Source organism: Corynebacterium sp. HMSC22B11 (assembly GCF_001815965.1).
Classification (GTDB): domain Bacteria; phylum Actinomycetota; class Actinomycetes; order Mycobacteriales; family Mycobacteriaceae; genus Corynebacterium.
Genome location: NZ_KV823491.1, coordinates 41,491 through 63,693, shown reverse-complemented (window position 1 = coordinate 63,693; position 22,203 = coordinate 41,491). Strand labels below are relative to the sequence as shown.

18 protein-coding genes are annotated in these 22,203 nt (G+C 64.2%); 10 read left to right on the top strand and 8 right to left on the bottom strand.

Annotation, left to right across the window (positions count from 1 at the left end; genetic code table 11):
* Positions 1 to 297: 297 nt before the first annotated feature.
* Both hpf and secA read left to right on the top strand, forming a co-directional pair.
* Entirely contained in the window at positions 298 to 978 is a 681-nt protein-coding gene (gene hpf, locus HMPREF3088_RS05035) for a ribosome hibernation-promoting factor, HPF/YfiA family (RefSeq protein WP_070758710.1), read from the top strand.
* A gap of 174 nt (positions 979 to 1,152) precedes the next feature.
* Positions 1,153 to 3,747 (top strand): preprotein translocase subunit SecA, encoded by a 2,595-nt coding sequence (gene secA / locus HMPREF3088_RS05030; protein WP_070758709.1) that lies wholly within the window; start codon positions 1,153 to 1,155, stop codon positions 3,745 to 3,747.
* A 70-nt stretch (positions 3,748 to 3,817) separates the two neighbouring features.
* Here the strand turns inward: secA and HMPREF3088_RS05025 are convergent, their stop codons facing one another.
* Positions 3,818 to 4,486 (bottom strand): hypothetical protein, encoded by a 669-nt coding sequence (locus tag HMPREF3088_RS05025; protein ID WP_246818060.1) that lies wholly within the window; start codon positions 4,484 to 4,486, stop codon positions 3,818 to 3,820.
* A 115-nt stretch (positions 4,487 to 4,601) separates the two neighbouring features.
* Here HMPREF3088_RS05025 and HMPREF3088_RS05020 point away from each other — a divergent pair, with 115 nt between their 5' ends.
* Together HMPREF3088_RS05020 and HMPREF3088_RS05015 are read left to right on the top strand one after the other, a co-directional pair.
* Entirely contained in the window at positions 4,602 to 5,012 is a 411-nt protein-coding gene (locus HMPREF3088_RS05020) for an HAD family hydrolase (protein WP_070758707.1), read from the top strand.
* A 1-nt stretch (position 5,013) separates the two neighbouring features.
* Positions 5,014 to 5,532 carry a DUF6912 family protein gene (locus HMPREF3088_RS05015; protein ID WP_070758706.1) on the top strand — a complete coding sequence of 173 codons (519 nt, stop codon included), beginning with the start codon at positions 5,014 to 5,016 and terminating at the stop codon, positions 5,530 to 5,532.
* Between the two features lie 96 nt (positions 5,533 to 5,628).
* Here the strand turns inward: HMPREF3088_RS05015 and rsgA are convergent, their stop codons facing one another.
* Both rsgA and aroA read right to left on the bottom strand, forming a co-directional pair.
* Entirely contained in the window at positions 5,629 to 6,639 is a 1,011-nt protein-coding gene (rsgA, locus tag HMPREF3088_RS05010; protein ID WP_070758705.1) for a ribosome small subunit-dependent GTPase A, read from the bottom strand.
* A gap of 3 nt (positions 6,640 to 6,642) precedes the next feature.
* Positions 6,643 to 8,046 carry a 3-phosphoshikimate 1-carboxyvinyltransferase gene (gene aroA / locus HMPREF3088_RS05005; RefSeq protein ID WP_070758704.1) on the bottom strand — a complete coding sequence of 468 codons (1,404 nt, stop codon included), beginning with the start codon at positions 8,044 to 8,046 and terminating at the stop codon, positions 6,643 to 6,645.
* Positions 8,047 to 8,083: 37 nt separating this feature from the next.
* Between aroA and HMPREF3088_RS05000 the strand changes: the two genes are divergently transcribed.
* Positions 8,084 to 8,782, top strand: coding sequence for an SOS response-associated peptidase (locus tag HMPREF3088_RS05000; protein WP_070758717.1), 699 nt, complete (start codon positions 8,084 to 8,086; stop codon positions 8,780 to 8,782).
* 271 nt (positions 8,783 to 9,053) lie between these two features.
* On the opposite strand, the gene HMPREF3088_RS04995 is transcribed toward HMPREF3088_RS05000, so the two are convergent.
* Complete coding sequence (locus HMPREF3088_RS04995; protein ID WP_083317328.1) at positions 9,054 to 15,140, bottom strand: G5 domain-containing protein; 6,087 nt, start codon at positions 15,138 to 15,140, stop codon at positions 9,054 to 9,056.
* 369 nt (positions 15,141 to 15,509) lie between these two features.
* Here HMPREF3088_RS04995 and HMPREF3088_RS04990 point away from each other — a divergent pair, with 369 nt between their 5' ends.
* A complete protein-coding gene (locus tag HMPREF3088_RS04990; RefSeq protein WP_070758703.1) occupies positions 15,510 to 16,142 on the top strand; it encodes a sigma-70 family RNA polymerase sigma factor in 633 nt (210 codons plus the stop codon).
* A 12-nt stretch (positions 16,143 to 16,154) separates the two neighbouring features.
* Positions 16,155 to 16,439: a mycothiol system anti-sigma-R factor gene (gene rsrA, locus HMPREF3088_RS04985; RefSeq protein WP_070758702.1), complete on the top strand. Its 285-nt coding sequence runs from the start codon at positions 16,155 to 16,157 to the stop codon at positions 16,437 to 16,439.
* Between the two features lie 72 nt (positions 16,440 to 16,511).
* On the opposite strand, the gene HMPREF3088_RS10870 is transcribed toward rsrA, so the two are convergent.
* Complete coding sequence (locus HMPREF3088_RS10870; protein WP_012359748.1) at positions 16,512 to 16,586, bottom strand: 50S ribosomal protein bL37; 75 nt, start codon at positions 16,584 to 16,586, stop codon at positions 16,512 to 16,514.
* Positions 16,587 to 16,721: 135 nt separating this feature from the next.
* Positions 16,722 to 16,982 (bottom strand): WhiB family transcriptional regulator, encoded by a 261-nt coding sequence (locus HMPREF3088_RS04980; protein WP_012359749.1) that lies wholly within the window; start codon positions 16,980 to 16,982, stop codon positions 16,722 to 16,724.
* A 659-nt stretch (positions 16,983 to 17,641) separates the two neighbouring features.
* On the opposite strand from HMPREF3088_RS04980, the gene HMPREF3088_RS04975 reads away from it, so the two are divergent.
* Positions 17,642 to 18,055 carry a hypothetical protein gene (locus HMPREF3088_RS04975; RefSeq protein ID WP_070758715.1) on the top strand — a complete coding sequence of 138 codons (414 nt, stop codon included), beginning with the start codon at positions 17,642 to 17,644 and terminating at the stop codon, positions 18,053 to 18,055.
* Here HMPREF3088_RS04975 and HMPREF3088_RS04970 read toward each other — a convergent pair.
* Together HMPREF3088_RS04970 and HMPREF3088_RS04965 are read right to left on the bottom strand one after the other, a co-directional pair.
* Positions 18,052 to 19,338: an Rv3212 family protein gene (locus tag HMPREF3088_RS04970; protein WP_070758701.1), complete on the bottom strand. Its 1,287-nt coding sequence runs from the start codon at positions 19,336 to 19,338 to the stop codon at positions 18,052 to 18,054. The genes HMPREF3088_RS04975 and HMPREF3088_RS04970 overlap by 4 nt on opposite strands.
* Positions 19,338 to 20,822, bottom strand: coding sequence for a DEAD/DEAH box helicase (locus HMPREF3088_RS04965; RefSeq protein ID WP_070758700.1), 1,485 nt, complete (start codon positions 20,820 to 20,822; stop codon positions 19,338 to 19,340). The genes HMPREF3088_RS04970 and HMPREF3088_RS04965 overlap by 1 nt, the downstream gene beginning before the upstream one ends.
* Positions 20,823 to 20,924: 102 nt before the next feature.
* Here HMPREF3088_RS04965 and HMPREF3088_RS04960 point away from each other — a divergent pair, with 102 nt between their 5' ends.
* A complete protein-coding gene (locus HMPREF3088_RS04960; protein ID WP_070761653.1) occupies positions 20,925 to 21,158 on the top strand; it encodes a DUF3107 domain-containing protein in 234 nt (77 codons plus the stop codon).
* A 32-nt stretch (positions 21,159 to 21,190) separates the two neighbouring features.
* On the top strand, positions 21,191 to 22,195 hold the full coding sequence (locus tag HMPREF3088_RS04955; protein WP_070758714.1) for a DUF3152 domain-containing protein: 1,005 nt from the start codon (positions 21,191 to 21,193) through the stop codon (positions 22,193 to 22,195).
* The last annotated feature ends 8 nt before the right edge of the window (positions 22,196 to 22,203 follow it).

The following is a 22,203-nucleotide window of genomic DNA, read 5'->3' as shown; positions in this document are numbered from 1 at the left end:
GAGGTGACGTCCGAAAACTGGCGGAATTCAACCGTGCGGGAGGGGAGGTACTGGTCCTGGATGACGTCTGCACGACCGGGGCGACGATCGCCCAGCTGACGCTGGCACTGGCGGCCCGAGGCGTGCGCGTCCGGGCGGCGCTGACGGTCTGCCACGCATAGCGAAAAAGCTCCACCAGGGGTTTGAGAGTACGCTGCAGCCGGGGTGGCGGATCGGTATAGTTGCGGGTGAAGCATTCGTTACCAGCCAGCGGTAATTCCGCCGCTGGTCTGAAGCGAAAGAACCAGGAGGGTGAGCATGTCGACCGACAACAAGAAGGCTGATTTCCAGGCTGAGGAGCAGGCTGTGCCGAACGCTCAGGTTGAGATCACCGGTCGCAATGTCACGGTGCCAGAGCACTTCGCAGAGCGCGTCAACACGAAGTTGGCCAAGATCGAGCGCCTGGACCCGACCCTGACGTACTTCCACGTGGAGCTCAAGCACGAGAACAACCCACGCCGCGCGGATGAGTCCGATCGCATCCAGATCACCGCGTCCGGCAAGGGGCACATCGCCCGCGCCGAAGCGAAGGAGGACTCCTTCTACGCCGCGCTCGAGGTCGCACTGGCCCGCATGGAGCGCTCCCTGCGCAAGGTGAAGGTACGCCGCAAGACCCCGAAGTCCGGCCACCGCGCGCCGGTCGGCATGGGCGAGGCAACCGCAGCCCTGGTCGAGGAGGCAAAGCCGCACCAGGAGGAGGCACAGCCGGGCAAGTACGACGTCGACCCGTACGAGGATCAGTTCCAGCCGGGTCAGGTCGTGCGCTCTAAGACTCACTCCGCTAAGCCGATGAGCGTCGACGAGGCGCTCAGCGAGATGGAGCTGGTGGGGCACGACTTCTACCTCTTCGTCAACGAGGAGAACTCGCAGCCTTCCGTGGTGTACCGCCGCCACGCTTTCGACTACGGCCTCATCACGCTGAAGCCGGAAAACAACTAGCGGATAACTCCTGAACTCGGGGTGGCCACGAAGCCTAGAGCCGTGTGGCCGCCCCGAGTTTTTATGTGTTGCCGTCAGCCCCATTCAACAGAGTAGAATGATGGGCTGATCATGCGTCGAAGCTAGACAACGAACGTACGAGACGTAGAAAACGAAGAAAAGGACGAGCAGGTCGTGCTAGGACTATCCAAGATTTTGCGCTGGGGCGAGGGTCGTGCCGTCAAGCGGCTCGACAAGATTGCCGATCAGGTTCTCGAGCTAGAGGATGAGTACTCGGCACTCAGCGACGAGGATCTCCGGGCGAAGACGGACGAGTTCAAGAAGCGTCTCGAGGACGGCGAGAAACTCGACGACATCCTGCTCGAGGCCTTCGCCACCGCCCGTGAGGCCTCCTGGCGCGTGCTTGGCCAGAAGCACTACAAGGTGCAGGTCATGGGCGGTGCCGCGCTGCACTTCGGCTACGTGGCGGAGATGAAGACCGGTGAGGGTAAGACCCTGACCTGTGTACTTCCCGCTTACCTCAACGCCCTCGAGGGCAAGGGTGTGCACGTCGTGACCGTGAACGACTACCTGGCGAAGCGTGACTCCGAGTGGATGGGCCGTGTCCACCACTTCCTGGGGCTCAGCACCAACGTGATCCTCTCCGAGAAGCGCCCGGCAGAGCGCCGCGAGGCTTATAACGCGGACATCACCTACGGCACGAACAACGAGTTCGGCTTCGACTACCTGCGCGACAACATGGCGCACTCCCTCGACGACCTGGTGCAGCGCGGCCACCACTACGCCATCGTCGACGAGATCGACTCCATTCTTATCGACGAGGCCCGCACCCCACTGATCATTTCCGGTCCGGTGGAGGGCTCTTCCCAGTGGTTCACCGCGTTTGCGCGCATCGCGCCCCGCTTGACCCGCGACATCCACTACGAGGTCGACGAGCGGAAGAAGACCATCGGCGTGAAGGAGGAGGGCGTCGAGTTCGTCGAGAATCAGCTCGGCATCGATAACCTCTACGCCCCGGAGCACTCCCAGCTGGTCAGCTACCTGAACAACGCCATCAAGGCGAAGGAGCTGTTCATCCGGGATAAGGACTACATCGTCCGCGACGGCGAGGTCATGATCGTCGACGAGTTCACCGGCCGCATCCTGGACGGGCGCCGCTACAACGAGGGCATCCACCAGGCGATCGAGGCCAAGGAAAACGTGGAGATCAAGAACGAGAACCAGACTCTCGCGACGATCACCCTGCAGAACTACTTCCGCCTCTACGACAAGCTGTCCGGCATGACCGGTACCGCGGAGACCGAGGCAGCGGAGCTGAAGCAGACCTACAAGCTGGATGTGGCTCCGATCCCGACGAACCGCGAGAACCAGCGCGTCGACAACGTGGACCTGATCTACAAGACGCAGGAGGCGAAGTTCGAGGCAGCTGCCGAGGACATCGCCGAGCGCGTGGAGAAGGGCCAGCCGGTGCTGGTCGGTACCACCTCCGTGGAGCGTTCCGAGTACCTGTCGAAGCTGCTGCAGCGCCGCGGCATTAAGCACAACGTGCTGAACGCGAAGTACCACGAGCAGGAGGCGGAGATCGTCGCCCGCGCTGGTCTGCCGGGTGCGGTGACCGTGGCGACGAACATGGCCGGCCGCGGTACGGACATCGTGCTGGGCGGTAACCCGGACATCATTGCTGACCAGGATCTGCGTGAGCGTGGTTTCGACCCGGTGGAGGACCCGGAGGCCTACCAGGAGGCCTGGGATGAGGAGATCATCAAGGCCCGCGAGAGGTCCAAGAAGCAGGCTGAGGAGGTCCGCGAGGCCGGTGGCCTCTACGTGCTGGGCACGGAGCGCCACGAGTCCCGCCGCATCGATAACCAGCTGCGTGGCCGTTCCGCGCGTCAGGGCGACCCGGGCGAGACCCGCTTCTACCTCTCCATGCGCGACGACCTGATCACCCGGTTCGTGGGCCAGTCGATGGAGGCGATGATGACTCGCCTGAACATCCCGGATCACGAGGCGATCGACTCGAAGATGGTCACCAACGCCATCAAGGGTGCGCAGTCCCAGGTGGAGGCCGCGAACCTCGAGATGCGTAAGAACGTCCTGAAGTACGACGAGGTTATGAACGAGCAGCGCAAGGTGATCTACGCCGAGCGCCGCCAGATCCTCGAGGGCGAGGACGTGCAGCGTCAGATCCGCGGGATGCTGGAGGACACGATCACCGCGTACGTCACCGCGGCGACCGCCGAGGGCTACGTGGAGGACTGGGACCTGGACGAGCTGTGGCAGGCGCTGGGTTCCCTGTACGGCCCGACGATGAGCTACGAGTCCCTGATCTCCGGCAGCGAGTACGGCAAGCCGGGCGAGCTGAGCTCCTCCCAGCTGCTGGAGGCCGTGCTGGCGGACGCGAACGCGCAGTACGACAAGCTGGAGGACGCCGTCATCGAGATGGGCGGCGAGGAGCAGATGCGCGGCATGGAGCGCGGCGTGCTGCTGAACGTCGTGGACCAGAAGTGGCGCGAGCACCTCTACGAGATGGACTACCTCAAGGAGGGCATCGGCCTGCGCGCGATGGCGCAGCGCGACCCGCTGGTGGAGTACCAGCGCGAGGGTGGCGACATGTTCAACCGCATGAAGGAGGGCATCCGCGAGGAGACGATCCGTCAGCTCTTCCTGGTGCGCACCCAGCTCGCCCAGGCGGGAGCCTTCCAGGTGGAGGACCCGGCAGAGAGCGACGGCGACGAGAACGCCAAGCCGGAGCACACCATCGGCGGCTAGTAAGGCAGTGGCTAGGTTGGCCGCCCGGGTCGGCGGTCGGCTGGTCGGTGGCCAGCTCGTCGGCGGCTAGCTAGATCAGGTGGATGTGTTCCACCCGCCACAGGCCGGCACGGAGCTCGCCCCGCGAACGTTGCGGGGAACGGGTACCGTGTCGGCCTTCGCCGTCGTCGAGGAAGCCTGCGATGGCGCGCACGCGACCGTCATAGAACGCGGAGGCGGAGAAGCGGATCTGCCCGAAGCGGGTTTTCTGGGCGTGCACCCGCAGCAGCCGGGCACCACCCGTGGCGGGGCTGGTGGCGCGGCGGAGGTCCTCGATGACGGCCGGGGAGTAGGGCCCGCGCCGCAGGCTCATCGGGGCGCGGCGGCCTTCCCTCGCCTCCAACCACAGGACGATCCAGCGGCTCAGCGTCGCTAGGTCCACGGTGTTCTGCGGGGTGCTCTGCGCAGCGGCCGGCGGGGCGCTCTCGATTGCCGCCGCCGGCGCTTGTGCACGGAGGAAGCGCGCGGCTGGCCCGTCCGCCTGCAGCCCCGCAGGGATGCGCAGGAAGTTATATCCCGGCTTCGGTTTGGACGCCAGCGGCGGGATCTTCTTCGGCTTCTTCGCAGGCAGCCTCTCTCCGCTGAGCTGCACCCCGCCACCATGCCGCTCACCTCGCGCGGTGTCACCTCGCGCGGCCTCTTGTGACGCGCTGGTCTCAGCCCCGTGGCTAGCCGTTTTGGTCAGTGTTGGGCTCGTCATCTTTCCCCCTTGTCCCCAGGCTGCCTCCCGCGCATCCCCCCGATGCGCGCAGCCTGTGCGCCCCAGCGTAGCCGAGGGCTGCGCACCGGTAGCGGAAAATGGCAGAATATAGGGCATGCGAGGACTAGTTGTTGACCATAATGGTGTGCTCGATGGAGCCGAAGAAGACCGCCGCCGCTGGCGCAAGCTGCTGAGCGCTGTCCGCGAGGAGGGGCTGGCCGTGGCCATCGTCTCCAACGCGCCGGATGACGCCTCCTCCGACCCGATCCGTCAGTGGGAGAAGGACGGCTACGTGGACACCGTCGTCCTTTCCGGCGAGGTCGGCGTCGAGAAGCCGGACGAGAAGATCTTCCAGGAGGTCGCGAGCCGCCTGGAGCTGCCCGTGAACGACCTGGTGCTGGTGGATGATTCCATCATCAACGTCAAGGGCGCGGTGGAGGCCGGCATGATCGGCGTGTACTACCAGCAATTCGACCGGATGATCGTCGAGGTGCAGAACATTTTCGAGCTGGAGGGTGAGTTCTAGGATGCGCGTTTTCATCCCGGCGACCCACTCGATGCTCGCGGATTTCGCCCGCGACCAGGTGCTTCCGATCCGTTCCGGGGCGGTGTTCGGGCTGACGCAGGCGGTGCGCGATTTCTACACCTCCGGGGATGACGAGGAGCTGGAGTACACGGCCTTCCTGGATGCCGCGCGTGCGTCGTTGCGGCTGCTGGCGACGGAGGACGCCTCCGGTGCCGAGGAGGCCTTCCCGAACCGTCGGGTCGTCTTGGCTGCGGATATTCCGGACGCCAACCTCACCGCCGATCCGACTGGCGGGGATTCCGTGCTGCGTGTGGACCCTGCTCAGCTGGAGCTGACGCAGCTGCGCGCGATCCACACGGATGACGAGGATGCGGAAGCCGCCACGCAGCGAGCCAAGGAGTGCATCGATGATGCGGACCTGGGGGATGAGGACGCGGAGCTCGCGCTGGGGGACTGCGAGGATAACCTCATGAGCTGGTACGACAGCAAGGAGCTGGGGGTGCTCGTCGATCTGATGTAGCGGGGGCTACGGACGCTATTCGACAAGCCAGAGCCCGCGTGCGCCGCCATTGAGGCAGCGTGCGCGGGCTTGTTCCTTCTGTTGACCTTCTCTGGGCTATTCCGTCTCGAAGGGAAGCTCCCACTCGTTGTTGCTGCGCAGGGCGGTCAGCAGGCGGCGTACCGCGGCGGCCCGGCGCCCGGAGGCGCCCTCCAGGGTGTCGAGCGCGCACTCCGGGTCCGCTGGTGGGCCGAGGTGCGTGCAGCCGCGGGGGCAGTCCTGCACGACTTCCCGGAGGTCGTCGAAGACCTGCACCACGGTGTCCGGGTCCACGTGGGCCAGCCCGAAGCTGCGGATGCCGGGGGTGTCGATGATCCAGCCGCCACTGGGAAGGGGCAGAGCAACCGACTGGGTGGAGGTGTGGCGGCCCTTGCCGACCCCGGAGACGTCCCCGGTTGCCCGGTCGGCGTCCGGAACCAGCCGGTTGACCATCGTGGACTTACCCACGCCGGAGTGGCCGATCAGGGCGGAGACTTCGCCGGTGATGACCTCGGCGAGCTCTGCGAGCTCGTTGCTGGTGCCGGTGTAGTGCACGGGCACGTCCAGTTCCCGGAATTCGGCGGCGAAGGCCTCCGGGTCTTCCAGGTCGGTCTTCGTCAGGCACAGCACGGGCTGCAGGCCACCGACGAAAGCGGCGATCAGCGCGCGCTCCACGAACCCGGCCCGCGGTGGCGGGTCGGCGACGGCGGTGACGATCAGCAGGTTCTTCGCATTCGCGACGACGATGCGCTCGTAGGGGTCGGTGTCGTCCGCGGTGCGGCGCAGCACGGTGTCGCGCTCGGCCTGGCGGACGATGCGGGCCAGTGTGTCTTTCCGCCCGGAGGTATCGCCCACCACGCCGACGCGGTCGCCGACGACGATGGGGGTGCGCCCCATCTCCCGGGCGAGCATGCAGGTGACCTCCACGCCGGTCTCGTCGAGGACCACGCCCCAACGGCCGCGGTCGCGGGAGATCACCATGCCCCACTTGGCGTCCTTGTGCTTGGGGCGTTGCTTGGTGCGGGGCCGCGACCCCCGGCGGTTGGGGCGCACGCGGACGTCGGACTCATCCCACTGGTAGCGTGCCATCGCTTAAGCCTCCCCGGTGCCGCTGGCAGCGGTGGTGTCGGTGCCGTCCAGCATCTGGGTCCACATGTGTTCGAAGCCGGGCATGGTCTTGGCGGTGGTGGCGACGTCCTCGACTTCCACGCCGGGGACCAGCAGGCCGATGATGGCGCCGGCGGTGGCCATCCGGTGGTCGGCGTAGGAGCGCCAGCGGGCACCGGCCAGGGGGACGGGGGTGATGTGCAGGCCGTCTTCGGTTTCGGCGACGTTCCCGCCGAGCGCGTTGATCTCCGCGGCGAGGGCGTGGAGGCGGTCGGTTTCGTGCCCGCGTAGGTGCGCGATGCCCCGCAGGCGGGTCTCGGTGGTGGCCAGGGCCGCCAGGGCTGCGACGGTGGGGGTGAGCTCACCGATGTCGGCCATGTCCCAGTCCACGCCCTGCAGGGGGCCGGTGGCGCTGGCGGTCAGGGTGCCGTCTGCCAGGGTGACGGTCGCTCCCATGGCTTCGAGGATGGGGCGGATCTGGTCGCCTGGTTGGGTGGTTTCGGCAGGCCAGTGCGGGATGCTCACCGCGCCCTTGGTCAGCGCGCCCGCGGCGAGGAAGGGCGTGGCGTTGGAAAGGTCCGGTTCGATCACCCAGTCCACGGCCTTGATGGGTCCGGGGTGGACTGTCCAGGTCGGGTTGCCGGTGGTGTCCTCCGTCCCTGTTTCGACGACGACGCCCGCCTGGGCGAGCATGTCGATCGTCATGTCGATGTGGGGCTTGCTGGGCACGGACGCGCCGGTGTGGACGATGCGCACGCCGTCGGCGAAGCGGGCGCCGACCAGCAGCAGCCCGGAGACGAATTGGCTGGAGCCGGAGGCGTCGATGCGGACCTCGCCGCCGGCTGGGGCGGTGGGGCCTGCGGAGCCCTGCGCGGTGTTGGCAGCTGCGGGCAGGACGGTGAAGGGCAGGGTGCTGGTCTCCGCGTTGGGCTCGGTGGCGTCCGTGCCCTCGCCGATCCCGGCGCCGAGGCCGCGGATGGAATCCAGGGTTTGGTCCATGGGGCGGCGGCGGGCCTGGGGGTCGCCGTCGAAGCTGACGGGGGCGGTGGCGAGTGCCGCGATGGGCGGGACGAAGCGCATGACGGTGCCCGCAAGGCCGCAGTCGATGTGCCCGCCGGTGAACTGGGTGGGCGGGGTGATGCGCACGGTGGCGGCCGCCCCCTCGGAGCTCAAGACCTCGACACCCACCCCGAGGGTGCGCAGCGCGTCGAGCATGAGGTTCGTATCGCGGCTGATGAGGGTGTTGGTGATGGTGGCCGGCCCGTCGGCGAGCGCTGCGAGGACAAGCGCGCGGTTGGTGATGGACTTGGAACCGGGAACGGGCACCGTCGCGGTGACGGGGCCGCGTGCGGTGGGGGCGGGCCAGGCGGGGTGGGTGCTAGTCGACATGGCTCTAGTCTCTCATTTTTTGGGGATAATGGGTCCCATGTGTGGCCGTTATGTCCTTTTCAGCACGCCCGAGCAGCTCGTTGGTGCGGTGCGGCGCCGGACCGGGCAGCAGCGGGTCGCGATGGTTGGGGAGGGGGCGCGGGAGAATTACAACATCGCGCCCACCCACACGGTGCCGGTGCTGCGGCCGTTCCGCGGGGTGCCGACGCTCGGGCCGGCGGTGTGGGGCTATCCGCCGAAGCCGGTCTTCAACGCGCGCGGGGAGACGGCTTTCGACAAGCCGACGTTCGCGGGCTCGGAGCCGTGCGTGTTTATCATGGATGGCTGGTACGAGTGGACCGCCGATGAGGATCCCGCGCCGGGGGACCGGCGGAAGCAGCCGTGGTTCACGCATGCGGGTGGGGAGCCGATCTTCATTGCTGGGCTGTGTAAGGCCGTGGATGGGGTGGTGTACGCGACGATGGTGACCACGGCGGCCACCCCGGAGCTGGAGTGGCTGCATCACCGGATGCCGCGGGTGCTGGTGCCGGGTGAGGGGAGTGGCGCCGGTGGCGGCGTGGCTCGCGGGGACGGCGCGGCCGATGAGGTGCGCCGTTGGCTCGAAGGTGACGAGGCGACGTTGCGCGCGATGGCTGCGGCACCTCCTCAGCACGGGTTGGGTGGCCTGGTGAGCGAGAAGGCGGATAAGGCGGTCGGCAATGTGGCTAATAATGGGCCGCATTTGATCGGCCGGTAGTCCGATGCGCAGGGGTTGAGGGGTGGGGTGAGGACGGGGCTTGCCTGCCCGGAATTAGCGGCGCGAGGCAGGGGAGCGGGTGTTGCAGGAGCAGGGCGTGTCCGTGCTGCTGGGGTGGGGTTGTGCCGTGTTGTTGCTTAGGTAGTGCGTTTCTTGTGGGGTGGGAATGCGGAAGCGGCGGGGCGCGGGGTGTTCCCCGCGGCTCCCGCCGCTTCTATGTCGGGTCAGTGTTGAGGTGTGATGGCCTCAACGCTGGCCCGGGGTGCGCTGTTTAGTACAGGCGCTTGCGCAGAGTCATCAGCGCGGTGCCGATGAGGATCAGCAGTGCTGCGATCCCTGCCGGCATGGCGATGCTTGCGCCGGTGCGTGCCAGTGCGGACTGGCTGCTGGACTCGGCCTGCTCTGGCTGGCTGCCCTGCTGGGCAGAGCTGCCGGAGGTACCGGAGCTGCCACCCGAGTTGCCCGGAGCGGCTGGCTGCTCGCTCGGCTTCTCGGACTCACCTGGCTCCTTGTCGCCCGGCTTGTTCGGCTCGGACGGCTTACCTGGCTTCTCGTCGCCCGGCTTGTTCGGCTTGGACGGCTTCTTGTCGCCTGGCTTGCTTGGCTCACCCGGCTTGTTGTCGCCCGGGGTGCCACCACCTGGCTTGTCGCCCGGCTCCGAAGGATCGTTTGGCTTTGGATCCTTCGGGTTCTCTGGGTCCTTCGGATCCTGAGGGGTCTGGCCGCCAGGGTTGTCGCCCGGGGTCTGGCCGCCTGGGTTGTCGCCCCCAGGGTTGTCACCTGGGTTGTCGCCGCCAGGGTTGTCGCCAGGGCCCTCGCCTGGGTTGTCGCCCGGATCCTCACCTGGGTTGTCACCCGGGTTCTCGCAGTCGCACTTGGTGCCCACGCGGATCTTACGATCCTGCTTTTCCTGCGTCACCGTCTCGGAAGTCTCTGGCTCGCCTACCGGCTGGCCGTCGACGAGCTTCCAGGTCTTGGAAACTTCCTTCTCACCGAGCACGCCAGCCTGATCCTCTTCAATCTTGCCGGCTTCGAGGTTCGGGTCGTACTCGATGATGGTCTCGTACGGAATCACCTCGGTGTGCTTGTCCGTGAGCTCGGTCTCAATGCCCTTAGCTGGGCCGACCTCGATGATGCGCGGGGAAGGCTTGCTGATCTCCTTAGAAGACTCCTGCTTGCTCACCTCGCCGTTATCAACGGTCACCTTGACGGTGTGCTTGACCTCGCCAGGGGTGCCCTCCTGGATAACCTTGGTCTCGCCTGGCTGCAGAGCCGGGTTCACGCGGATCTCGGTCTCATACGGGGTCTTTTCAATCCACTCGACATCCGTGGAAACAGCCTCGGTCTTGGTGCCCACGCGGATGATCTGGTTCTTCGGCTCCTTGGTGCGCTCCGAAGTGATCTTCGGCTCGCCAACGAGCTTGCCATCCTTAAACTCCTGCGTGGAGGTGATGGTCTCCTCACCATTCTCACCCGGGGTGATCGCCGTTTGACCTGCCGGGAGGTCGGGGTCAGTGATAATGGTCGTCTCGAACGGGATGACCCGCTTCTCAGTACCAGTGACCGTCTGATCCTCAGGCGTCGGACCGTACTCGATGATCTCGTCAACCGGATCCTTGGTCTGGCTCTCCTCCGCCTTTACCTCGGCGTTATTACCCACAGCGGTGAAGTCAGCAGTGTAGGTCTTCTCACCAGGCACGCCCTTCTGGAAGACCTTGATCTCACCCGGCTTCAGCTCCGAGTTCGGGCGGGTCACAACATTGAACGGAACCTGGGCAGTCCAGGTGACCTTTGAAGACGCCTCGGACGGCTTGGTGCCGACCTTGATGACCTGATCGACCGGCTGCTTGGTGATCTCCTCAGAGATCTGCGGATCGCCCGGCTTGGAGTTGACGATGTCGCGCGTGATCGTCACAGTCTTCTCGCCCGGCTCACCCTTGGTGGTCACCTTGGACTCGCCGGCAGGCAGTGTCGGATCGAACTCGATCTTCACGCCGAACGGAACCTCAGACTCAACGGTCTCAGTGTTGGTACCAGTGGTCTTGGTGCCGATGCGGATCTTGGCATTCTTCGGTGGCTTGGTCTGCTCGATGTTGATGCTCGGCTCGCCGTCCGGCCTGCCGTCCTTGATCTTCTGGGTAGAAGTGATGGTCTGTTCACCCGGCTCGCCAACAACCTCGGTGACCGACTCGCCAGCCGCGAGCGTGTCGTCGTAGACGTACTCAATCTCGAACGGGACCTCTTGGGTCTTCGTGCTGGTCAGCGTCTGATCCTCGATACCCGGTCCATAGTGGATGATGCGGGTCTGCGGTTCCTTGGCCACCTTCTCCTCGCTCACCCAGGCATCGTCGCCCTTGGCGGTGAACTTGGCGGTGTAAGTCCGCTCGCCGTTTACACCTTCCTGGATGACCTTGGTCTCACCCGGCTTGAGCGTCGGGTCAGCCTTGATCTCAGTCGGGTATGGGATCGGGAACGTCCACGTGACTTCCTTGGCGCTCTCGGCAGGCTTGGTACCGATGATGACGACCTCGTTGACCGGATCCATCGGCTTGCCAGTTGCTGGATCGACGACGCGCTCCCACTTGCCGTCCTTGTTCATCTTCTCCTTGCCCGGCTCGCCCTTGGTTTCTACCTTGTACTCGCCAGCAGGGATGGTGTTGTCGTATTTGTACTCGACCTTGAACGGAGCTTCACGGGTTGGAACGTCAACAACGTTTACGACAGCGTAAGCGGTATCGGTAGAGCCGTCCTCGTAGGTCACGGTAACCGGGATCTTGACCTGGGCACCTGGCTTCGCATCCGCGGGTGCGGTTGCGGTGACCTGGCCATTGTCGTCAATGCTGACGTTCCAGCCGGTAGGAACATCGCCCAACTTGTATGGGTTTTCCTTCGCGACGTTGACGTTCTCCGGCTTGTCGAGATCCAGCGGTAGCTTGGCGGACCCGCCCGGGTACACCGTCTCCTCAGGATACGTCGGGTTAGCCTCCCATTTGTTGGTCAGCTTGACCACGGTGCCAACAGGGACCTCATCAATCGAGCCGTCAGGGTAAGTGACGGAGACGTGGTACTTGCGCCTATCGCCGGGCTTAGCGTTTGCCGGCGGGGTCACTGAAACTTCGCCGGTGGCGGGATCGATCTTGTACTTCCATCCGTCAACGGTGTCTTCAGTTTTCGGCTTGTCGCCGTCCATGCCGAAGGAGAAGGTCGAACCATCCGGAATGTTATTCCGATTGACGTTTCGCTTCACCTCTTCGCCCGGGGCCGCATCCTGAACGGAGTAGGAAGGCTCATATACATCATTCTGCGACTCCCTCACTTTGAACGGCGCCAAGACAGTGTCCTGAGAACCGTCGAGGTAGGTCACGGTCACAGGCACCTGGATGCCGTCGCCGGCCTTGGCCGTCTTCGGCGGTGTAGCCGTGACGATACCGGCCTCGTCAATAGTGACAGTCCAGCCGTCGACGGTCTCCGGCACGGAGTAGCGCTTCGACGGCTCTGTAGCCAGATCACGCTCAGGAATCTTCGTATCTTCCGTGATGGAGGAGGCGACACCCTCGCCTGGCTTGGTGGTCTTCTGCTCATATTTCGGTTCATAAATCTGACGCTGCGCGCCCTGTGCCACCACAGTAGCGATGGTGAAGTCCTTCGACCCATCCTTGTAGGTCACACGAACTGGAATATCCGCAGACGAGCCCGGAAGAACGTTCTTACCAATTGGCGTGGTGATCTCACCGGTTTCCGGATCGATCTTCACCTGGTCCCAGGTGAGGTTACGCGGCGGCGCAATGTAGTCCGGGTCCTTCGGGTCGGTCACGAGGGAGAAGCGTGGCTCCGAGTCGTCGCTCAGATTCTTGCGGTCAACCTGGCTTGTCACCGTGGTTCCGATCTTGCCGTTTACCGTCGGGTAGGTTGGTTGGTTGATTCGCGAGTACGAACCGACAACAGTGAAGTCTGCTGGTACCTCAGCCGTGGAGCCATCCGGGTAGATGACATGTACTGGGATGGAGACAGCCTCACCGTTCGGAATGTTCGAATCCGGGGTTGCTGTAACAGTACCGCTTTCGTCGATACTGAACTCCCAGCCCTTCGGCCAGGTCTTCCTATCAGGCAGCTTGAACTTGGCTAGCTTCGGGTCAGGCAGCAGGCTCTGGAAATCGGAAGTAACCGAGTCCCCTGCCTTGGTCAGCTTCGGCAGGTAGTGCGCGGTATCCTCACCCGACTTGTTACCGATCACACTGATGGCGCCGGTGGTGATTTGCGGGTTTGCGCCGGTGGCATAATGCACCTTCACCGGCACGGTCAGCTGCGCACCCGGGAAAACATCATCCGGGATAGTGGTGGATAGGACACCGGTGTTCTCATCAATCTTGATAGTCCACTCACCGGCCTTGTACTCGGTGGTGCCATCCTCGAAGGTGTAGCGGTTCGGCTCTTCGTCCGTTTCCTTGCCGCCCTGACCCACCGGAGGCATGACTGGCTGGAGCGATACCTCTTCACCAACCTGGCCAGAGACTGCGGCGTAGTCCGGCACCTTCACACTGTTGATAACCTGGAAGGTAGTCTTGACAGTATCGGTCGTACCATCAGGGTAGATAGCCTTGATCTCGGGTGTGATCGTGGAGAAGTTCGGTGCACCCACAGGCGAGGTCGCGGTAACCTTGCCGTTTTCATCCACGGTGACCTTCCAACCGTCAGGAACGGTGCCCTCGACCACCTCATAGGACTTTGGCTGGACCGGGTCGCGATCCTCAAAGGAGGGTTCCACAGTCAGCTGAGCGTCCATGCCTTGACCCGGAATGCCCGTGGTGGTTCCAGGGCTGACCAGCGTAGTGACCTGGGTGTTGTTGGGGTCCACAACAACGAGCAGAGGAATGACGTCCCGGGAGCCGTTAGAGTAGGTCACAATGATGCGAGGCTGCGCAAAGGTGCCCGGGTTTGGGTTCTTCGGTGCAGTGACGGTGACCTCGTAGGTGTCGCGATCCAGTTTGGCGTCCCAGCCTGAGTATACGAACTGCTTATCCAGCTTGACCTCGGCTTCAACGCCACCGTCCTCACGCTTTTTTACCAGATTGGCGATCTTGTCACCGGCTTGCGGGAACTTGATAACCTGGCGCTCCGTGATAACAGGTCCGTTCGGGCCCTCTACACCGGAGATGATGGCCTGCTGGGCAGGGTCATACTTGGGGTCGTGGAATTGGGTGTCGTCGAAGCTCCACTGGTGGTTGGCAATAACGTTCGCCTGGTTGTAGCGGGTCAGCGAGTTGGAGCTGTCGAAGACCCCGCCGCCGCCAAAGGCGTTGTTGCGAGCAGCAGCCTGCAACTGGTCAACGGTACGCGGCTTAGCAAGCACGCTAAAACGCATACCCTGCTGGTCGCTCAGGTCCGTACCCTTGTACGCCGGCATGGTGTAGAAGATCTCGCCGGTGTCCTGGTCAATGCTTACGCTCGACGTGCCACCACCAGAAGCGTCGGTGTCACTCGTGCCGATGAAGTTGCCCTGCGCGTCGTAAGCCTCCACGACCATGCGGGACAGGGAATCGTCCGTGCCGCCGTTCTGCACCTTGGGAACGTTGATCTTGCCGACCTTGAGCTTCTCGCCGGGCCTAATGACCAGCTTCTCCCGATTCTCCCACGACACCGTGATCGGGTTACATTCAATATTCTCGCTCGGCCACGGGTTTACAGTAGCGCTGAATTCCGAGCTGGAACCTTGTGTGGCTTGCAGCACACCCGAAGGATTGTCCTTCTTGTAATTGCCTTGCCAGGCGTAGCGCACGGGATTGTCGGCAGTGGCCGAAGCGAACTGCTTGACTTTCTCATCGGTCAGTTCTGCGTAGAGATTCAGGTTTCGTTGTGTGCGAAAAGCAGTAATGTCAATGCTTTCGTCGGCCTTGTCAGTGACGCTCTTGTCAAGGAAGATCTGGCCAGCCTCCATGGAAGGCACTTCGCCGGTATTCAAGTAGTCGCCAAGGTTCGCGCCATTGGTGAAGTACCAATCGGCGAATGTGCGGTCCTTCGAGTTATCAAAGGAGACGCTTAAGCCCCACAAGGTCTTGTCGGGGCTGGTCTCACTCGGCTCCAGGGTGTTCCAGCTGAAACCAGCCTGGCTACCATCCGGTTTGTTTGTCGCTGTAACAACACACGACCCGGCCGGCAGGTCGGACGCCTGCTGGGCATCCTTCTCCACCGCGCCGGACTTGTCGCGGATGCCACCGCTGAGGGTGGCAGCGGTGGCCTCAGGCGTGAGATCACCGTGAGAGAAGATGCTGAGCGAACCCAGCGCGAGAGTGATGGCGGACAGTGCAGCAACGCCAGTGCGTGCGTGACGCCGCGGAACCCTGTTCTGAGAGGAGTTCATTCCCCGGTCCTTCCTTAAAAACTGAGATGCCCCGGTGCATCCGAAGCGCGGAAACGCACAATCGGGTCTATCTAAGGTCAAAACTGCATCCGCAGCGTGGAAACGCTTGAAGTGCAAAATCCCCTTAGAGTGCAGCAAAAATTATACTCCCCTCAGGGTGAGCAAACAATCGGGATTGTTTACCAAAACCCCTAAAAGTGCAGTTCGGGCGGTGTTCTTAGTCACACGAAGGGGTGCAGGCCCTGGAACACTGGCTTAGGCAACCTTAAAGGGGCCGTTAAGGGTTGGACCGCAGCGGAGCATTCGTTGCGCGGGGAATAGAATGGTTCCACACCACGTTGCAAGAATTGACCCAGCAGAGAGGAGAACATGAGTTCCCCCAGCCCCCAGCGCGCCGCCACACTGCGCACCGAGGAGCCCGACGAGGAGCTGCTCGCCCGCTTTGAAAGCGACGCGCTACCGCTGCTGGACCAGCTGTACGGTGCGGCGTTGCGGATGACTCGCAACCCCGCCGATGCGCAGGACCTCGTGCAGGATGCGTACATCAAGGCCTTCCAAGCCTTCCGGTCCTTCAAGCCCGGCACCAACCTCAAGGCCTGGCTATACCGCATCCTCACGAATACCTACATCAACGAGTACCGCAAACAGCAGCGCCGACCCTATGAATCCTCCGCGGAGGACATGACCGACTGGCAACAGGCCGACGCGATGTCCCATACCCCGGACGGCCTCGCCTCCGCGGAAATCGAGGCGCTCAAACGGATCCCCGACCAGCGCATCATCGACGCGCTGATGGACATCAGCGAGGACTACCGCATGGTGGTCTATTACGCCGACGTCGAAGGCTTCGCCTATAAGGAGATCGCGGAGATTCTCGACGTGCCTATCGGGACCGTCATGAGTCGCCTCCACCGGGGCAGGAAGGCGCTGCGCAAGAAACTGAAGGACGTCGCCGCGGAGCACGGCATCGGCGTCGAAGAAGGAATCAAGGCGAAGGGATAGGCGAGAAGCGCAATGAGTGACAACGTTGAGCCGAATGCAGGAACCCCTCGGCGCGACATCGAATGCCGCGACCTCGTGGACGTCCTCTATGAATATGTGGACGGCGGATGCGATGAGAGCCTCCGAGCCCAGTTGCAGCAGCACCTCGACAGCTGCCCCAGCTGCGTGGAGAAACTCGGCGTGGAACGCGAAATCCGCCAACTGCTGCGGGTTCGCTGCACCCAAGTCGCGCCAGTGGAGCTGCGCAGCCGCATCACCAGCCAGCTGAGGGTGGTCTACCGCGCATCCCAGGGATAGGGGATAAGAAAACGGGCCCAGGAGTTTCCTCCCGGACCCGTTCAGCGACACCCCAGCGCGGGGTGATCGGCATTATGCGTTTGGACGCTTGCCGTGGTTCGCCTTGTTCTTGCGACGGTCCTTGCGCTTACGGCCACGCTTGCTCATGAATTCTCCTTAAAGCATGTGCACCAGCGTTCCTCAGGGGAGTAGCCGGCGCAGCGATCGGGCAATGAAATTATTTAACCGCTATAGTCTATCCGCCCAGCAGCGGGCAGCGGAAATCAGGGGCAGCGGGAACTATTAAGCGTTCGCGCGGGCGCGGGTGCGAGCGCGATTGTTGCGACGCTTCAGCACGCGACGCTCGTCCTCAGACATGCCGCCCCACACACCGGCGTCCTGGCCGGAGCTGATTGCCCAGGTGAGGCAATCCGTGGTCACTGGGCAACGGTTACACACCAGCTTCGCCTTCGCGGTCTGGGCGAGGGCCGGGCCGGAGTTGCCAACTGGGAAAAACAGCTCGGGGTCTTCCTGGCGGCATACAGCCTTGTGGCGCCAATCCATGATCAAGTCCTTTCATGCCTATCGGGCGGTCGTAGCGGTCCGGCACGCCACGGGGTGGCCTGGCGGAGGTTTCTGCCAGCGGGGAACCGGCAGAAAGGTTAACGGGCGGTTAACTGCGATTCTTTGGGGCACTCCAATGGCTACTGGCTTTTGCCGCCGGTGGGCAGCATGTGCGCGGGGCCGATGGTGTCGTCGATAGTGCTCCGGGGGAGGAGCGAACATGGCCACGCGGAGCCGTGGTGCAACGCAGCGGGGTGCGAAGAATCGCGGGTAAGGGCAGGTCGGGCGGTGTGGAACGAACATGCACGCCAGGAAAGTGGCACTGCGATACCCGCGCTATGGCATGGCTAAAGCGCCATAACATCAACGTGAGTAGGCTGTTGTTCCCCCACCGCCTTCGCGGTTACATCAAGGAGTATGGCATGTATTTCCCAGGTTGCCTAGAGTTAACCCAGAAAATGTAACCAAGCTCACACTGTTTCGATTTGGGTAATGACGCCGAGTGACGTAGGGGCCCTTATTCGGCTGGTTGGTTTGTCTCGTTAGCGCGCCGTGGCTGCGCTGGCCGGCCCGCTTCACGCCCGCGCTCCACTGAACCTTCCAAGAAGGCGGAGCGGCCAGAAATGGGAAGCAAGCCCGCTAAGGCTAGACTCATCGGCATGAGCTCCCCGAAGAACTACTCCAAGCCACCCACAGTGATCCAATACGCCGGCATCTACGGCCTGATCCAGGGCCTCATCGGCATCGCCTTCGGCATCTTCCTCGTCGTCCGCGAAGCCCAAGGCTTCCACGACCCCACCGCGAAAATCAGCGGCTACGGCACCGCCCTGTGGTTCTTCTTCATCTTCGGGGCCGTCGCCGTCTGTGGCTACTTCCTCTACCGCGGACGGTCCTGGGGACGCGGCCCGGTGGTCATGCTGCAGATCTGCCTCGTTCCCGTGGCTTATTACATGTTCCGTTCCGGACGTCCCGAGCTGGCCGTTCCCACCACGCTGGTCCTGATTCTTGGGCTCGCGCTGCTGTTCAACCCCACCGCCATCAATTGGTGGACGATGGACCACTACCGCGACTAAGAACCGAGCACCACGAGCTCGTCACCGCGCTGCTCCACCACGACGTCACCGCTGACCCGCAGGTGCACTGGCGAACCAGCTGCTAGGCCATCCCGGCGGACTGAGAGTGTCCGCTCCTTCTTCTTGTGCTCCGTGTCGTAGACCTGAATGCCACCCTCGACCGGAACCAACAGCCGGTCGGCCATATTTGCGCCTGCACCCAGCGCGCCGCGCACCGTGAACTCCGGGGCCAGGTGTGTCGGGTGGAAACCCACCACCGAGTCGCCCGTCCACCAGGTCATATTGTGCGGCAGGTCCGCCGTGACCGGCAGCCCCGGGGTGCCCTGCGGGAGGTCTGCCAGCACTGGCGCGGCTGGCATTGGGTGGTGGCTGACCTCGCCAGAATCACTGGCCACGATCAACTGTGGCTTCCCATCACCACGGGCGCCCGTTGGCGCGTACACCGCCGCATGGTGTTGCGCGATCGCCACCAACCGGCCATCCCGGGGCACGTCAAAGGTGTGAAGATCCTCCGGCACGTCCGAGCGCTCCGGCTTCGTCTTAAGCAACCGCAGCAGCATCTTGTCCTCACCCTCGCAGTGCTGGGTCGTCGCCAGCAGCTCGGTGCGAGTCAGAGCCGAGGTGAAAGGACAGTCCGCGTAACGCTGCTCTTCCTTCTTTACCGGGGTCTCCTGGCGGCCCACCTCCGTGGTGCGCACCAGGTCACTGCGCCACAGCTCCACCCGGTGCGGGGACACGATGCCCGTGGAGTCATTCGAGCGCAGCGCCGTGGCGGAATCTTCTGCCAGTGCCGAGCGGGTGTGTGCGTACTCGCCAGTGCCAGCAGCCAGGCTTACCACGTCCCCGCAGCCCTTCGGCCCACGATAAACCGCGACGATCCTCTCGTTGCTGAAAGTCACATCGCACAGCGGCAGCCCCCGGTCGTAGGTCCACGCCACCTCACCAGAGCGGAGGTCATGCATGGACAGCACATCGTCCTCGGCTGTGAGCACACCACCGGCAAGCAGGATAGGGGCGACCGTCTGCGGGGAGGAGCCCCGCCACAGCTCCCGGAGCTTTGTTGGCGCGGCCTCAGCCGCCGCCGGGGCGGAAAGAGTGGAGACCTGGGTGCGCTCCACCCGGCGGGCGTCCGAACCCCACCAGCTAGCGAGCAGCACCACCACGAGAACCAGGATGATCGCGCCTACCGCGAGGAAATCCTTGAGAGAGGCCCGCTCCGAACGGGGCCAGCGGTGCTGCTGAGATGTGGGCGGCGCGGGCTGTGCGGGGGCGTGTGGCGCCATCAGTTCTTTCCCCCGCCGTTCCCGCCGCGCGGGCGACCACCGCGGCCGCGGCCGCGGCCATGCGCACTCTGGGCGCGACCGCGAGTCCCGTGACCGCGGCCGCGACCACCCTGGCCACGCGAACCAGCCCCTGAACCACGCTCACCGCGCCCACCGCGGGAACGTCGAGCCGGTGCCGTCGCCGCCGCAGAACCAGCAACCCGACGATTCGGTCCCACCCGGTCACCCAGCTCCTCATCCGTGGGCAGCCCCAGCACCTCCAGAAGCTCAGGGGACTGGGAGAACCACTGCGGTGGATTCTCCAGGCCCAAGCCCAACGCCTCACTGATGTGGTCCCACCGGGGCACCTCATCCCAACCGACCAGCGTGATCGCGGTGCCGTCCTTGCCAGCGCGCGCCGTGCGACCAATCCGGTGCACATACGTCCGCTCGTCCTCCGGGACCTGGTAGTTGACCACATGGGTGACATCCGTGACGTCGATGCCGCGGGCAGCCACGTCCGTGGCCACCATGACGTCCACCGCACCATCCCGGAACAGCTGCAGAGACTGCTCACGGTCCGCCTGGCGCATATCCCCATGCACCGCGCCGACCCTAAAGCCCCACGCGGCCAGGTCCTCTGCGACCATCGCGGCCTGGCGCTTCGTCGGGGTGAACACGATCGTCCGGCCCCGGCCCGGGCTCTGCAGAATCCGGGAAAGCGTAGACATCCGGTCCAACTTGTGGGACTGGAACGCGATCTGGGTGACTCGCTCGTGCGTATCCGCCGCGGCCGTGGAATCCGCCTGGATCATCACCGGCTGCTTCATGAACTGTCGCGACAGGCTCAGGATCGGCCCCGGCATCGTCGCGGAAAACAGCATCGTCTGCCGGTCCGTGCTGGTCAGCGACATGATCTGCCGAATATCATCCAGGAAACCCTGGTCCAGCATCTCATCGGCCTCGTCCAACACCAGCACCTCCACCCCGGACAGCTCTAGCTCACCACGGCGGTGCAGATCTAGCAGGCGGCCTGGCGTGCCCACCACCACGTCCGTGCCCCGGCTCAATGCCCGAATCTGCTGGTTGAAGCCCACCCCGCCATAGATCGGCGTGACCGTTACCCGGTGCTTTTTCGCCGGAATCACGAGGTTCGCCGCAGCCAGCGTCAGATCCTCCGCCACCTGCAGGCACAGCTCGCGGGTGGGAACCACCACGAGGCCGCGAACGCTGCCATCGAGTTCGGTGATGCCAGCGTCGTCGAAAATCCGGTCCAACAACGGCACGCCGAAACCCAACGTCTTACCCATCCCCGTGCGAGCCTGACCGATCAGATCATCGCCCCGCAACGCGATCGGCAGGGTCAGCTCCTGGATCGCAAACGCCGTGGGCATGCCCGCCTGCTCCAACGCCTCGGCGATCTCGGCTGCCACCCCCAAGGAACGGAACGTGGGCCCAGGGGTCGCCCCCGAGTGATCATCGGAGGGGAGATGGGGCGCTGGCACGGTCGGAACCTCCCTAAAACAAGGCAGTACTATGATGGTCACATTAGCGCACCGACCAGTGCGCCAGATCTTTCAAGAACCAACGGACGGAGATCGACAAGCATGCAACTGAAGATCGGCTTCATCAACTCCCAGCGCGAGCTCGCCATCGACCTCGATAAGAACGAGGTCAAGCAGGCAGAACTCGTCGAGGAGCTGCAGAACTTCCTGACCGACGGCACCGCCACCACCACCGTGGTCGAGGACGCCCGCGGCACCAAGACCGTCCTGCTGCGCGAGCAGATCGCCTACATCCAGGTCGGCGCCGAGAAGCCGCGCTCCGTGGGCTTCATCTGATCCATTTGAAGGGCAGATAGAGGTTGAGCGAGGTGAATAACCCCCAGGGCACGGGCAGCGAGCACACACAGAACGGGCCGCGTCATCGGCGCGCGCGCCGCGAGGAATTTGCGCTGCCCGCGCCCGAACACGCCCACACCCCGCCCCGGATCGACCGGCAGTCTCAGGGGCAGGGGTTCCACTGGCTCAACTTCAGTGACCCCCGCGTCCGCATCGGGATCGTCGCGGTCCTCGCGCTGGTCAGCGTGCTCGTCCTCGTCGACGCCCTCCGCGGGGCAGGGGAGGACGCCGCCACCGACGTGGCAGCCACCAGCAACAGTGACGACCCAGCCGAGGGCGCTGCCGGACCCGTCCCCGGTTCCGGTTACGGCGACCTACCGACCGGACAGCTCCCACCTGGCGGACCGGTGACCGAGAACAGCAGCGGCAACTTCCGCACCGTCGGCGCCCCAGGCCCGAAGGTCGGCGACGGGAAACTCTTCACCTACACCGTCGAGGTCGAGGACACGATCAACACCGCCGCCTTCGGCGGGGACGACGCCTTCGCCGCGACGGTGGACGCGATCCTGTCCGACCCGCGCGGCTGGACCGGGCGCGGGAAGTTCGCCTTCCAGCACGTCGCAGCCGGGGAACTACCGGAGGGTGAGGAACCCGACCTGCGGATCCAACTGGCCTCCCAGAACCACACCCACGAGGTCTGCGGCAACACCTTCAAACTGGAGACCAGCTGCTTCTACTCCGACGGTAACCGGGTCGTCATCAACGAATCCCGCTGGATCCGTGGCGCGATCCCGTTCCAGGGGGACCTCGGGGCCTACCGGCAGTACGTCATTAACCACGAGGTCGGCCACGGCATCGGATTCGCCGCACACCAGCCCTGCCCGAAGGACGGGCAGCTCGCGCCGATCATGATGCAGCAAACCTTGAGCGTGGATAACCGCGTGCTCCGGGAGATCAGCAACGAGGACATCTACGGGGAAAACGACTCCACCTGCCGTGCGAACCCGTGGCCCTACCCGGTTGCGGAAGAACAATAAGAGGTGCC